A 13,646-nucleotide genomic window follows, 5' to 3' on the forward strand; every position below is an offset into this window, starting at 1 on the left:
GCTAAGACATAAGCATGCCATTTTAGAAGCACCTTGTGTAACATATGTTTGACAATTCTAGATATTTTATCGTAATTCTTCGCTTTTGATATAGAAAATAGCTCTTTTTTTATGTTATAATTATTAACATTAACTATCAATTATAAGGGAGAGCATACAATGAAAAAATGGTTACTAGCAGCCACTGTCGGCTTATTGACTTCAGGTCTTTTCTTTAATACGTGGGTAAGTGCAGAAGTCAATGAGGAAGAGTTAGGCTATGTGGTCTTTGCTGAAAGAGAAGACCAATCAAACTTTGAAGAAGTGGACAAATATAAGGTTCTTTCGGCCAATACCATGAAAGCCAGCTTAAAGAGTGATAAGGATAAGGTTATGACGTTTAACTTACTGCATATCCTCTCACCAGAAGAAGAAAAAGATGAAGCCTATGCCCAAAAAGCTAAAGAGCGCTTGGAAGAATTGATGAAAGATGCTGACAAGGTCGAATTAGAATTATTTGAAGTTGAAAAAGAAGACTTCCAAGATGAATCGGTTAAAAAAGAAGATTATGCGGCGAACTTATGGTTAGATGGCATATTAGTGCAAGAAATTCTCTTAACGGAAGGCTACTCAGTGATCCAACTCGACCAAACAAAAGAAGCAGAAAATGCTAATGAATACTTAGATGTTCTTGTTCAATCCCAAGACTATGCTGCCAAAAATCGTTATTATGTTTGGGAGGATAACTCCAATCAGTTTCTAGCCAATGCCGAATTCCCTGAAGTGATTAAAAACACACAAACGGGTCAAGTCGTTGTTTCTCAAGCCGATAATACTCAAAAAGCAAATGCTTTATTTGAATTACCGAGCAAAAATAACCCATCCCATCCAACGCAAGAATCTAATAATTCATACATTAATCAAACGGAAGAAGTTTCAGCGCCAGTAGTGTCAAAAGAACCTGTTGACACTAATACAGAGCCAGAACCAGCCCCAGAGCAAAATGTTTATTATGCGAACTGTACCATTGCCCGTCAAGCAGGAGCCGCTCCCGTCTATCGTGGACAACCTGGATATGGTCCACACTTAGACCGAGATAATGATGGTATTGGTTGCGAGTAAAGCTGAACGCTAAAGCTTGACTATTGCCCCTCAGAGCTGATAGCGATCCGAGCTATTGGCTCTTTTATTTTCTAGTCAGCAACTTTTTATAATTTTTTAAAATTTTGTCAACTTTCAACCGATTGTCAAAGCTACTATCTTTTCTTCACACTTCTGATTATATCATCTTAAATATATGTTTTTATTTTAATAAGAGTATGATATCGGCTTAGAGTGAGGAAAAGAGGCCCTTTTTTAAATAAAAATTTCAATTATTAAAAATTTTAAACTTAAGAGTATTGCAAAGGCTTTAAAAATATGTATAATTCAAATTGTTGATCAACATTTAACAATAAATCTGAGGAAGGGGGAGCCTGCTACCTATAGCTAAAAGAAAAAGAATCGCTTAGTTGTCTTTTAATTTGCTATTTTGTTTTGTTATAAGCCATTTATCATATAAGTTGTGTTTTGAATAAAGTGATGAGAAACTATGAGTCATCACATGGACTCAATTGAATATAGTAGGAGGATTCGGATGCTCGAAATAAGGAATTCGAGGAACAAGAAAGTCTGTGAGCTCGATTTGAAACAGAAAACGGTTGTTATTGTTAGCAAAGGAATTGAAACCAAGATTCAGTTTCTTCCATCCGATAGTGTAACCATTCAAGAAGCGCAGGTAACTCAGAAAAATAAAAATAAAAATAAGAATTAAGCAGAACCGCTAGACGGGCTAGATTGTAAGGATATTCCTTAGCTTTCGGCCCGTTTTTTTCATGTCAAAATTCAAGGAGGAAGACTAATGAAAAAATCATCTGAAGAATTAACTAATGTCATTATTATGTTTGACCCCCTCATCCATCACTGGCTCCATCATTACCAATTGTCTACCCACCATAACGATTATCAAGACCATCTTCAGGAGATGCGGTTAGAGTTGATAAGGCTTTATCAAAAGTTTGAAGGCGATCCCTTAAATTGTATCGATCATCGCTATCAATTTATCGCTTATGCGGGTAAGGGTTTAAAATGGTTTCTACTCAATCGTTTGCGCCAATCCACTTATCAAGTGACCCCGACAGATCCTGTTATTTTATCAGATCTTATCGAAGAGCTGAGAGAAGAATGCTCAAAAGAATCAATCTTTTTATTGGAACAAACTGTTAAAGACCATCTAAAAGAACGAGAGCGTAAGATTTTCAATTTAATTTTACAAGGAAAATGGCGTAATCGTGAAATCTGCCAGCTCTGCAACATCTCTGAGCGCACCCTTCGCAATGATAAAAAGCGTATTGCAGCTAAGCTCGGTCCTCTCTTTAAAGAAAAATCTAAAAACTTGTCTTTTTCTTGCCGTTTTTGATGATCTGATTGTGTGTATAAGGTGTAAGATCGTACGGCTTACATAAATACCTAGGAGGAATGAAAAATGGAAAGTAAAGAATACAAATCAGGGCGTTTAGCGCTTAAAGGTATGAATCCGACAACAGAGAAGACTTTTAATGTCTCTATTCAAGGCTTGATTGAGGGGGTTACTCCCAATCAAGTGCAGTTGGTTAAAGATCAAATCGATCAATTAACCATTAATCCAACCGATACCGCTCAAGCTGTTTATGCTTATAATTTTATTTAATGATGGAAAGGGGAAAGCAAGATGAAAGATAGTATGGTATTAGAATTGATTTTCTTAGATGCGGCGGGTAAAACGCGTAAGATTACGATTAATCAACCAGCTGATTCAGTTAATAAAGAAACTGCCGAAGCTGTGATGCAGGCTCTAGTTGACTGTGATTTATTCAAAGATGATCAGGGCGTAGATATGTATGTGACTCCGGTTGCCGCTCGCTATGTTGAGCGTAACGTTACCGATGTTTATGCCTATGAAGAAGCTTAGTTAAGCATGATTTTAGAGGGGCTGAGTGTTTGCTCAGCTCCTTATTACTAAAAGGAGGTTGTGCATGCATTTGATTGATTTGGGTTCTTATGCTGGAGCGATTATTGCAGTGATTACCTTGATTTCTAAGTTAATTGGCCTGATTACTGCCTTGCATGATCTAATTGAACGCATTGATTGGATGCAGGCCAAACTAGAAGCGTTTAACCAAGAGCTACAAACGATTAAACAAAAGGTCGATCAAAACGATTATTTTATGTGGCCGGCAGAAAGTCGTCAATGGATATAAAAATAATAGAAAGGGTGATAGAATGTTATCTAATCGTTTTTATGATTTAGGCAAATGGCTCGTATTAATTTTTCTACCAGCCTTGGCTGTTTTTGTACAAGGAATGGCCGACTTGTACCACTTGAATCAAGGAGGTCAATGGGTGGGGCTGATTAATTTGTTAACCATCTTTTTAGGATCTATCTTACAAATATCCTCTTATCACTATCATCATAATGATAACTCGCCTAAGGGTTGGGGGGCCTTAATATGATAAGAGAGGCTTGGATGAGTCAAAGAATGGCTAGCTTAGCACCACTTTTTCAGAAATATCAAAGTCCGATATCGGTTGCGACCCGGATGGCGCAATTTGTTTTAGAATCCAATGGGGGACGGTCACCGCTATATCTTAAATCCAATAATGGTTTTGGTATTAAAGCATCTGCTCCCTGGCAGGGTAAGGTAGTCGACCATCCTTCACTAGAAGCAAATGGCAAGATGGTTGTTTCACAGTTTCGTGCTTATAAGAGTCTGGAAGAAGGCATTGAAGACCATGCTAATTTCTTCACTTCAACCAACTACCGTAAGCAGGTTGCCTATAAGGCCGCTATTGCAGCAGCGGATTCCTTTAAAGAAGCCAAGGCTCTAACAGGCATTTATGCCAGTGACCCCCATTATGGTGATAAGTTAATTGAAATTATCAACTGCTATGATCTTACGAGCTATAACCTAGCTGTTAATAGCCTTAAGCAATTGGATGAGCCTCTTATTATTGACCGGCGGTCAAAAGCCCTAGGAGGGCAAGCTCATGATCGCTCCTTAGATGCTATCACAACCATTGTCTGGCACTATACAGGTGTGAAACGGTCTTTAAATCGTCACATTTCAGACCACGAGGTCTTTTGGCATAAGCAACGTGGATGGGATCGTGGAGGCTATCACTTTTATATCGATAGTCAAGGACAAATTTACCAAAATTATGACCTAGAACGCATGACTTGGGGGGTAGCCAATTGTAATCATTTCTGTGTCCATCTGTCCGTAGAAGCTAATGCCAAAGAAGACTATTCGCCTCAACAAATCAAAGCTAGAGACTGGCTAACGCGTAAACTCATGAAAGATTTAAACTTACCCGCTTCTGCTGTTAAAGGACATTGGGAAGTTAATAACAATACCCTTTGCCCCGGTTATAATCGAGCAGAAATGGAGCAATTTCGTCGGCAATTAGCGCTGCCGCTTAGTTGTTTAGTCGATCCAAGTAAGAAAGCAATATTCAACTTGGGGGATTATCGTTATCAAATTGTCCAGCTAACGGATTAATGGAATTAGTCTCATTTTTTCCTCTCTCCACCTTAAGACGGATACTATCTGAATGGATTATGCTATGATAGTAAATAGGCAAACTTTAAAAGAGGTGAATAGATGAAACAAGCGCTTAAAACATTCTTGAATTATTTCTTTCTACTAGTAGGCATCCTTTTTTTTGTAGCTTGGATAGGTTGGTACGGATTCAATCATTTTGTTCACTCCATACCTAATCAAGTAACGGATCAAGAATTAGTATTAATCAAAAATCGTTTAGAAGATTCACAGGAATTAACCACTATGAAATATCACTACACTAATATGGGAAAATTTGAAAAGCATAAAACGATAAAGTCTTGGGAAATTCCCTTTACTGAATCAGAGTTTATGATGACCTATTCCGGTATCATTCATACAGGGGTAGAGTTAGGAAAGATTGACGTCATTTCTAATGAAGAAAGCCTAGTGGTTAAAGTCCCACAAGCGAAAATTTTAGCGCATGAAGTAGAAGATGATTCAATCGAAATCATTGATGAAGAAGGTTCGCTATTTAATCCAATTAAGGTGGATGATGTTGTGAGTCTTCAATCAGACCTAAAAAAAGAAATGGAGAAGCAAGCTTTATCTAAGGGATTATTAAAGGAAGCACAGAATTATTCACAAAGCCAAATTGAAAAATTGCTAACAGATATGCTGAAAACAATTGATCCTGAAATTCAATTAACAATTGAAACGGCAAGCTAGAGAACGAGGCCTTTTAATAAGACCTTTTTTCATTTGTTTTCTCCTAGTGTAAAGCGGATACAAATCCGTTATAATGGAAGTGGAGAAAAAGATAATGGAGGAGCATTATGAAAGTAGCAATTATTGGAGCAGGGGTTGCTGGAGCGGCTGCCGTTAAAACAATCCTTGAAGAAAATCACCAAGGTCTGATAAATCATGTGGATGTTTTCGAAGACCGTAAACAATTGGGAGTAGGCTCCCCTTATGAGCCTGATTCTAACCAATTATTAATGAACTCCTATGTCGGTGATTTAGGCTTTGAATGGCAAGACGCTGACCACTATCTAAGGTGGTTACAAGATCATTATCCAGAATATGCTCGCAGGGATATTTTTTCACCCAGACCTATTTTTGGTGAGTATATCCAAGATTATTTTAGTCCATACTTTGAAGAAGATATCATTCATGTGGTGAATCAGCGTATTCATCAACTGAAAATTAAATCCCCCAAGTCTTATTATCTATATGACGCGCAAGGTAAGCAATACGGACCTTATGATTCTGTCTTAATGACAGTAGGTCATCCACCTTATGCCGATTATTATAATCTTTTGGGACAAGAAGGCTATATTCACCATCCTTATCCAGTTGAACAGCTTCTAAGTGATTTGGACTATCAAAAAGGAATTGGAATCATTGGATCCGGATTAACTGGGATTGATATTATGCGTTATTTACAAGATCACTATCCAATTACCATTGATCATCCGGTGACTTTTTATATTTTAGACCAGCCCTTTTCGACACCGAAGTTTGAACGCTATGCCGAAGACTTGGTTTTTAACTTAAATGCAGATTGGATTGATAAGCAGTTGGCCCAATCTGATGGTCAAACAATCCCTTTAGAAGCTATATTTCATCAATTTGAAGAGGATATGGAAGCCAATGGGGTAGATTGGAAATCTTTAGTCGAAAGATACAGTCAAGGATCCATTGGAGAAGGTTTAATGGCTATCCACCAACAAAACCGTCGATTAAGTATCTTACAATTATATGGTCGCAAGTTGACTGCCTTTCTACCAGCCTTGAATATGGCCTTATCATCCCAAGATCGCATACGCTTCTTTAAAGATTTTATGGGACTTTTCGAACATTTTAGAAGTCAAACACCGGCTGAAAGTATTGCGTTTATTTTACAAGGTTTGAAAGATGGACGTATTCGGATTGTTTCTGGTATGAAAGCTGTGGAAGTGAATGCCCAAGGATTTACCGTTATCACTCAAAAAGGCTTACGCTATCAAAGCGGCTATTTAATCAATGCAACCGGCTTTGATCAAAACTTAGAGACAGCCGCTCAACATGATCCTTTAATTAATCAAATGTATCAAGAAGGAATTATCCAAGCAAATCCATTGGGTGGTATTCTTGTTGATTGGCCGCATACTCAAGTTCTTAGTCAAAGATTTGGCCGATTGGAGCATTTATATCTAACAGGTCATTGGATTTTCTCTACTCAATTTGGTAACAATAATACCAAGCTGACCTATAAGCAAGCAGAAGCTTGTGTGAAACACTTGCTTGAATCTGCACGGGATATTTAGTTTTAACTTAGAGTGAACTTTTGTATAATAGAATTAAAATAACGAAAGATAAGGTGGCGTCATGAAAATAACAGTTGCAGGAATGGGTTATGTCGGGCTTTCAAATGCGATTCTTTTGGCTCAATATAATGAAGTGAAAGCGATGGAAATTGTTAAAGAAAGGGTCGATTTAATCAATCAAAAAATTGCACCTATTGTGGACGTTGAAATGGAAGATTACCTAGCCAATCATTCTTTAAATTTAGAAGCCACCGATGATCCTAGCTATGCTTATAGTGGAGCAGAATTAGTGATTATTGCTACGCCAACTAATTATGATGACGCTAATAATCACTTTGATACTTCAGCTGTCGAAGAGGCGCTCGATAAAGTTAAAGAATATGCCCCTCAGGCAGTAGTTGTTATTAAATCAACCATTCCTGTCGGCTATACTGAGGAAATTCGTCAAAAATATGGTATGGATATTATCTTCTCACCAGAATTTTTGAGAGAAGGTAAGGCGCTTTATGACAACTTGTATCCTTCTCGTATTATTGTCGGCAATGAATCTGTTCATAGTCAGACAGTAGCTGAATTATTTGCTGAGGCTTGCTTGGATGAAGAAGTGGCTATCTTAACCATGCCTTCAACTGAAGCAGAAGCAGTAAAACTCTTCTCCAATACTTATTTGGCTTTAAGGATTTCATATTTTAATGAGTTGGACACCTATGCTGAAGTACGTGGCTTAAACAGTCAGCACATTATCCAAGGAGTAGGGCTTGACCCTAGAATTGGTGATCACTACAATAATCCGTCATTTGGGTATGGTGGCTATTGCCTGCCTAAGGATACCAAACAATTGCTGGCTAATTATCAAGACGTTCCAAACAACTTAATACAAGCGATTGTGGATTCGAATGCAACCCGTAAAGAACACATTGCTTCACAAGTTTTAAAACATCAAGCGCAAGTAATCGGTATTTACCGCTTGACCATGAAATCCAATTCGGATAATTTCCGTCAATCTGCTATTCTTGATATTATTAAACAGCTGCGAGCAGAAGGCAAAGAGATAATTATCTATGAACCGACACTTGAAGAAAAACAATTTGATGGCGAAGAAGTTGTAGCTGATTTTGAAGTCTTTTGTCAAAAGGCTGATATTATTCTTGCTAATCGCCTTGCAGATCAATTAGCAGCTGTAAAAGAAAAAGTCTATAGTCGCGACGTTTTTGGCAATAATTAAGATAAATATAAAACCTTCCGTTAATTTGAAAACGGAAGGTTTCTTTTTATTGATTATGTTGATGTTTGAAAGCATCCAATTGGTTGAGTGCTTTTCGTAATTCAATTTCAGCTGAATGATAAGCGCGAATATCTTGATTGATTTCTGCTTGTTTCAGCTTATCTTCAGCCATGGACAACTCCATTTTAGTCTGGGCGTCATCAATATCTAGGGCTCGAACGGCCATGTTGGCAATAATATTAAGTTCGTTGTCCCGAATTTCCAATAGTCCACCGTTAATAGCGATATAGTCATCCGGTTTGCCTTCGACTAGAGGTGCTACGATAACAGTTGAGATGTCTAAGACGGTCATCATGGCAATATGATTGGGTAGAATGGTGATACCACCATCAATGGTTTGCACATGACATTTGCGGGCACGTTTGGTATAGACTACGCCATTAGGAGAGATAATCTGAACTTGTAGATTTTTAAGCGTTTGCGTCATCCAAATCCACTCCCATTTTCTTAGCTTTTTCAATGGCTTGATCGATATTTCCTACGTTACGGAAAGCTTCTTCAGGCAGATTATCGTAATCACCATTTAGAATACCTTCGAAGCCGTCAATTGTTTCTTGTACGGTTACGTATGAACCTGGAATACCAGTAAAGGCTTCTGCTACGTGGAAGTTTTGTGATAGGAAGAGCTGAATACGTCGGGCTCTTTTAACGGTTAGTTTTTCAACTTCACTCAACTCATCTACACCCAAGATGGCGATGATATCTTTGAGGTCTTGATAGCCTTGCAAAGTTTGTTGAACGCCACGGGCTACCCGATAGTGTCGTTCGCCAACAACATCTTCAGATAAGGCTGAAGAAGAGGAGGCGAGTGGATCAACCGCTGGGTAGATACCCTGCTCGGTTAATTTACGCTCTAAGTTAGTGGTTGCATCTAAGTGAGAGAAGGTAGTCGCTGGCGCTGGATCTGTATAGTCATCGGCTGGTACATATACTGCTTGAATGGATGTAATCGATCCTGCCTTGGTGGAAGTGATTCTCTCTTGCATGGCTCCCATTTCAGAAGCTAAGGTAGGTTGATAACCTACTGCTGAAGGCATCCTTCCAAGTAGAGCCGAAACTTCAGAACCTGCTTGAGTAAAACGGTAGATGTTATCAATAAAGAGCAAGACATCTTGATGCTTTACATCACGAAAATACTCTGCCATGGTTAAACCAGACAAAGCTACCCGCATTCTAGCTCCTGGGGGTTCATTCATTTGACCAAAGACCATGGCTGTATTTTTAGAAACACCAGAGTCGCGCATTTCATGGACGAGGTCGTTTCCTTCACGCGTTCTTTCACCAACTCCAGTGAAGACCGAAAGGCCACCGTGTTCTTGGGTAATGTTATGAATTAATTCTTGAATTAATACCGTCTTACCGACACCGGCTCCTCCAAAAAGACCAATTTTTCCACCCTTGAGGTAGGGAGCTAATAAGTCAATGACCTTTATTCCTGTTTCTAAGATTTCGAAGTTTGAAGCCAGCTCGCTATATTCAGGCGCATCGGCATGAATGGAATGTTTGACTACATCTGGGAAGAGTTCAGGTCCATTATCGACTGTATCTCCTAAAACATTGAATACGCGTCCCAATGTAGCTTCACCTACGGGTACTTTAATGGCTTCACCTAAATCGACAACAGCCATGCCCCGTGATAAACCTTCGGTTGCTTCCATGGCAATGGTACGTACGGTGTCATGCCCAATATCAATAGCGACTTCGAGTACCACTTTTCGGTGTTGGAGAATCGTCTTTAAGTCGGATGTTTCATTTACTTCCTCAAGGTCGGTTACAACCAGGGCATGATGGATTTCTGGTGTTCCGTATTCTAAAGGAAAGGAAACATCCACGACCGGTCCGATTACTTGTTTGATATGTCCGATTCGCATACTTATTTCCTTCTTTCTTTATGTTGGGCTTGAGCACCTGCAACAATTTCGATAATTTCATTGGTTACTTTAACTTGTCGGGCGCGATTATAGCGCAACTGCAAGTCTTCAATGATTTCTTTAGCATTTTCAGTGGCCGATTGCATGGCAATCATACGTGAGAAATGTTCAGCTGTTTTGGCCTGTAAGAGGGCACCGTAGACAAAAGATTCGATATATTGAGGAACTAAGCCTTCTAATACTGCTTCCATTGAGGGCTCGATTAAAAAGACTTCCGAAATTAATTCTTTTTTATCAAAAGATGGATCAAGTTCCATACGGCGGTTTAAAGAAACTACCGGTAATAAGTTATCGACTCCAAATTTTGAATTCGTACCGGAACCTACTCCATAGTGATTGTAAGCTAAATAAAGCTCATCACATTCTTTCTCCACATAGGCTGAACGTAGTTGTCTGATGAAGTAGTGAGCTTCTTGAAAGCCCGGCTGGTCAGACAGCGGATAGTAAGAGCGAGCAATTTTGTAGCCCCGTTCGCGGCAATATCTTTCACCTGTCCGTCCTAGGGTATAAAAAACTAATTCTTGTTCTTCATCAAAGTTTTGTTCTTCAATCCACTCATCCAGCCCCTTAATTAAGTTAACATTATAGGAACCTGCTAAGCCCTTATCAGTTGAGATAAGAAAAATACCAATTTTGTTCACTTTCCGGGGAGTGATTAAAGAGCGAATTTCTGGTTTGGAAAAGTTAGGAGGGGTGACTTTTAAGGTATAGTGCAGCTGCACTATGGTTTCTCTTAAATGATCAATATAGACTTGATAAGATTGAGTCATATCCAATAAATGGTTGACTTTATTTCTTGAGACCATCTGCATAGCATTAGTTATTTTTTTTGTTTTTTCAGTAGAAGCAATATGTCGTTTGATTTCGTTTAAAGACGGCATTACTTATCACTTCCTGTTTTAGATCCTTCAGAATGAACAAGGATAAAATTATCAACAACTTTGTCTAAAATACCATTTAATTCGATTTCAGTTGGTAGGGGTTGGTTATCTTCTAATTGTCGTAAAAGTCCGGCATGATAGGTAGTAAATTCATTAGCAATTACTTCTTCTAATTGGTGAATTAAATTAACGGATACCTTATCAAAGTAACCATTACCTAAAGCGTAGAAGACGATGATTTGAACGCCAGAGCGCATAGGTTTGTGAAGGCCTTGCTTTAAAACTTCCACGATGCGCTCGCCACGTCTTAATTGGCGGGCAGTCATTTCATCGATGTCTGATCCAAAGGAAGTAAAGGCTTCTAATTCGCGATAGGAAGCTAGGTCTAAACGTAAGGTTCCTGATACTTGTTTCATGGCTTTTAATTGCGCAGATCCCCCAACCCGTGAAACCGATAGTCCGGCATTAATGGCTGGTCGAACGCCAGAGAAGAAGAGATCACTTTGTAAGAAGATCTGTCCGTCTGTAATGGAAATAACGTTGGTTGGGATATAAGCTGAGATATCACCTGCTTGCGTTTCAACAATCGGTAAAGAAGTGATCGAACCACCGCCTAATTCATCCGATAATTTAGCTGAACGTTCTAAAAGACGTGAGTGTAGATAAAAAATATCCCCAGGATAGGCTTCACGCCCAGGTGGTCGTTTGAGCAAGAGGGACATTTCACGATAAGCTGCTGCTTGTTTGGATAAATCGTCATATATAATTAAGACGTGCTTTCCTTCGTACATAAACTCCTCAGCCATAGCAGTTGCCGCATAGGGAGCGATGTATAAAAGAGGAGCAGGCTTGGAAGCAGAAGCAGTCATTACTATAGTGTAATCCATTGCACCACGGTTGGTCAGAGTATTGACAATGTTTTTTACCGTTGATTCCTTTTGTCCAATCGCTACATAGATACAAATAACATCTTTGCCTTTTTGATTTAAGACGGCATCGATAGCGAGTGAAGTTTTACCAGTTTTACGGTCTCCGATAATTAATTCCCTTTGACCTCTTCCGATGGGAACTAGGGAGTCAATGGCCTTAATACCTGTTTCCAAAGGCTTTTTAACCGACTGTCTTTCCATGATGCCCGGAGCTTCTTGTTCGACGGGTCGTGTTTTGTTGGTTAAAATAGGTCCTTTATCATCTATGGGACGTCCTAAGGCGTCTACCACTCGTCCAAGCAGGGCCTTACCAACGGGAACTTCCATGGTGTGGTTCATTCGACGAATAATATCGCCTTCATGGATTTGATGGTAGGAGCCAAAAATAATTACTCCGACTTGGTCGTTTTCAAGGTTTTGTACCATGCCGATGGTTCCATCATTGAACTCAACCATCTCACCATACATGGCGTTGTCTAATCCTTCAGAAAAGGCGATACCGTCGCCGACATAAGAAACGGTTCCGATTTCTTCTAACTTCTTATCAATTTCAAAGTCGTGGATTTGTTTTAAAACATCTTTTGTAAACTTTTCGTTTGTGCTCATGAAGAAATCACCTCTTCACTTTCCGGAATATTAATTTCATTTTGCATAGTTTGCAAGATCTGTCCGCCAGAAAGCTCATAATAGAAGCGTTCGCTTTGTAAGCGGACACCAATAATTAAGTCTGGGTTAATAATAGTGGTAAAAGAACGAATAGAAAAGCCAGTAATGCGCATGAATTCACGGGCAATTTTGAGCTTTTCTGCTTTGGTTAAGGGGATCGCTGAAGATAAAAAGAGTCGCTCTCCAGTTAACTCTTTTAAGATTTCTTGACCTTCTTCTTCATCATTAATTTCAATGTCTAGCAGTTCGAAGAGCAGGTCATCTTCATAGGTGACCTGTCGTCCTGATTTTAGGGCGAGCTCTGCTAAGTCTTCTTGTTTGTGAAGTCTACCGTTGTTCATCGAGCTCCTCCAATCGAGTGATAAATTCTTGAATCATTTGACGGTGGTCATCTTCTGAAATTTCACGACGAATGACCTTGCCTGCCATGGCAACTGCCATATGGACTAATGATTCTTGCATATTTTCGGCAAAGTTTTGTCTTTGTAATTTTAAGTCTTCTTGCGTCATTTGCAGCATTTTGCTTTGTTCTTGACGTGTTTCTTCAATCATTTTGTCGCGCAGATGATTGGCATCAATTTGTGCTTGACGAATAATTTTTTCAGCTTCTAAGTGAGCTGATTTTAGTTGTGCATCAATTTGTGATAGGGCTTCCTTGTTCTTATTCTTAGCTTCTTCAGCCGCTTGCCAATCGTCAGTAATTTTCTTCTGACGCGTTTCTAGCATTTGGTTGAAGGGTTTCCATGCGAATTTATGGATGACAAAGAGTAAAATCAAAAAGGATGCAAGCGTTAAAAGGGCTTCGCCCAGAATAATAGTAAAGTCCAATATTGACACTCCTTAAATAGTTGATGGTTAGCTAAAGATTAAGATAAAGGAAATAACAACAGCGATAATCGGAACAGCCTCAATCAGACCAACACCTAGGAACATTAAAGCTCTTAATTGTGAGTCTAATTCGGGTTGACGTGAAATGGATTCGATGGTTTTAGAAATAACCATTCCGTTACCAATTGACGCACCTAGGGCAGCGATTCCGACAGCAAGTGCAGCAGCTAATTCAGTCATATTTAAATCTCCTTTGTATTT

Annotated in this window: 18 protein-coding genes; 11 read left to right on the forward strand and 7 right to left on the reverse strand. The window is 39.1% G+C overall.

The window, feature by feature from the left end; all coding sequences use genetic code 11:
• The first annotated feature begins 159 nt into the window (after positions 1-159).
• From ACQV2P_RS07060 to ACQV2P_RS07110, 11 genes are all read left to right on the forward strand, one after another.
• Entirely contained in the window at positions 160-1,101 is a 942-nt protein-coding gene (locus tag ACQV2P_RS07060) for an excalibur calcium-binding domain-containing protein (protein ID WP_428894806.1), read from the forward strand.
• A 514-nt stretch (positions 1,102-1,615) separates the two neighbouring features.
• Positions 1,616-1,792 carry a hypothetical protein gene (locus ACQV2P_RS07065; protein ID WP_428881823.1) on the forward strand — a complete coding sequence of 59 codons (177 nt, stop codon included), beginning with the start codon at positions 1,616-1,618 and terminating at the stop codon, positions 1,790-1,792.
• 87 nt (positions 1,793-1,879) lie between these two features.
• On the forward strand, positions 1,880-2,437 hold the full coding sequence (locus tag ACQV2P_RS07070) for a sigma-70 family RNA polymerase sigma factor (protein WP_428873670.1): 558 nt from the start codon (positions 1,880-1,882) through the stop codon (positions 2,435-2,437).
• 66 nt (positions 2,438-2,503) lie between these two features.
• Entirely contained in the window at positions 2,504-2,707 is a 204-nt protein-coding gene (locus tag ACQV2P_RS07075; RefSeq protein ID WP_428873671.1) for a hypothetical protein, read from the forward strand.
• A 21-nt stretch (positions 2,708-2,728) separates the two neighbouring features.
• On the forward strand, positions 2,729-2,968 hold the full coding sequence (locus ACQV2P_RS07080) for a DUF2922 domain-containing protein (RefSeq protein WP_428894807.1): 240 nt from the start codon (positions 2,729-2,731) through the stop codon (positions 2,966-2,968).
• Positions 2,969-3,032: 64 nt separating this feature from the next.
• Positions 3,033-3,257, forward strand: coding sequence for a hypothetical protein (locus tag ACQV2P_RS07085; protein ID WP_428873673.1), 225 nt, complete (start codon positions 3,033-3,035; stop codon positions 3,255-3,257).
• A gap of 22 nt (positions 3,258-3,279) precedes the next feature.
• Positions 3,280-3,510: a phage holin gene (locus ACQV2P_RS07090; RefSeq protein WP_428873674.1), complete on the forward strand. Its 231-nt coding sequence runs from the start codon at positions 3,280-3,282 to the stop codon at positions 3,508-3,510.
• Complete coding sequence (locus ACQV2P_RS07095; RefSeq protein ID WP_428894808.1) at positions 3,507-4,556, forward strand: glucosaminidase domain-containing protein; 1,050 nt, start codon at positions 3,507-3,509, stop codon at positions 4,554-4,556. Before ACQV2P_RS07090 ends, ACQV2P_RS07095 begins: the two co-directional genes overlap by 4 nt.
• Positions 4,557-4,658: 102 nt before the next feature.
• On the forward strand, positions 4,659-5,285 hold the full coding sequence (locus ACQV2P_RS07100) for a DUF4230 domain-containing protein (protein ID WP_428894809.1): 627 nt from the start codon (positions 4,659-4,661) through the stop codon (positions 5,283-5,285).
• A 107-nt stretch (positions 5,286-5,392) separates the two neighbouring features.
• The gene (locus tag ACQV2P_RS07105; protein WP_428881817.1) at positions 5,393-6,865 is read left to right on the forward strand and encodes an FAD/NAD(P)-binding protein; all 1,473 of its coding nucleotides are present in this window, start codon (positions 5,393-5,395) and stop codon (positions 6,863-6,865) included.
• A gap of 61 nt (positions 6,866-6,926) precedes the next feature.
• A complete protein-coding gene (locus ACQV2P_RS07110) occupies positions 6,927-8,090 on the forward strand; it encodes a nucleotide sugar dehydrogenase (protein WP_428894810.1) in 1,164 nt (387 codons plus the stop codon).
• A gap of 46 nt (positions 8,091-8,136) precedes the next feature.
• On the opposite strand, the gene atpC is transcribed toward ACQV2P_RS07110, so the two are convergent.
• From atpC to atpE, 7 genes are read right to left on the reverse strand one after another with little or no spacing between them, the layout of a single operon-like run.
• Positions 8,137-8,577: an ATP synthase F1 subunit epsilon gene (atpC, locus tag ACQV2P_RS07115; protein WP_428873679.1), complete on the reverse strand. Its 441-nt coding sequence runs from the start codon at positions 8,575-8,577 to the stop codon at positions 8,137-8,139.
• Complete coding sequence (atpD, locus tag ACQV2P_RS07120) at positions 8,561-10,021, reverse strand: F0F1 ATP synthase subunit beta (RefSeq protein WP_428873680.1); 1,461 nt, start codon at positions 10,019-10,021, stop codon at positions 8,561-8,563. Before atpD ends, atpC begins: the two co-directional genes overlap by 17 nt.
• A 2-nt stretch (positions 10,022-10,023) precedes the next feature.
• Positions 10,024-10,962: an ATP synthase F1 subunit gamma gene (atpG, locus tag ACQV2P_RS07125; protein WP_428873681.1), complete on the reverse strand. Its 939-nt coding sequence runs from the start codon at positions 10,960-10,962 to the stop codon at positions 10,024-10,026.
• Positions 10,962-12,497, reverse strand: a complete 1,536-nt coding sequence (atpA, locus tag ACQV2P_RS07130; RefSeq protein ID WP_428873682.1) for a F0F1 ATP synthase subunit alpha — start codon at positions 12,495-12,497, stop codon at positions 10,962-10,964. The genes atpG and atpA overlap by 1 nt, the downstream gene beginning before the upstream one ends.
• Positions 12,494-12,898 carry a hypothetical protein gene (locus tag ACQV2P_RS07135; protein ID WP_258435920.1) on the reverse strand — a complete coding sequence of 135 codons (405 nt, stop codon included), beginning with the start codon at positions 12,896-12,898 and terminating at the stop codon, positions 12,494-12,496. Before ACQV2P_RS07135 ends, atpA begins: the two co-directional genes overlap by 4 nt.
• Positions 12,885-13,385, reverse strand: a complete 501-nt coding sequence (gene atpF, locus ACQV2P_RS07140; RefSeq protein WP_428874747.1) for a F0F1 ATP synthase subunit B — start codon at positions 13,383-13,385, stop codon at positions 12,885-12,887. Before atpF ends, ACQV2P_RS07135 begins: the two co-directional genes overlap by 14 nt.
• 27 nt (positions 13,386-13,412) lie before the next feature.
• Complete coding sequence (atpE, locus tag ACQV2P_RS07145; RefSeq protein WP_258435918.1) at positions 13,413-13,625, reverse strand: F0F1 ATP synthase subunit C; 213 nt, start codon at positions 13,623-13,625, stop codon at positions 13,413-13,415.
• Between the last annotated feature and the right edge of the window lie 21 nt (positions 13,626-13,646).

The organism is Facklamia sp. P12932 (assembly GCF_050409545.1).
Lineage (GTDB): Bacteria > Bacillota > Bacilli > Lactobacillales > Aerococcaceae > Facklamia.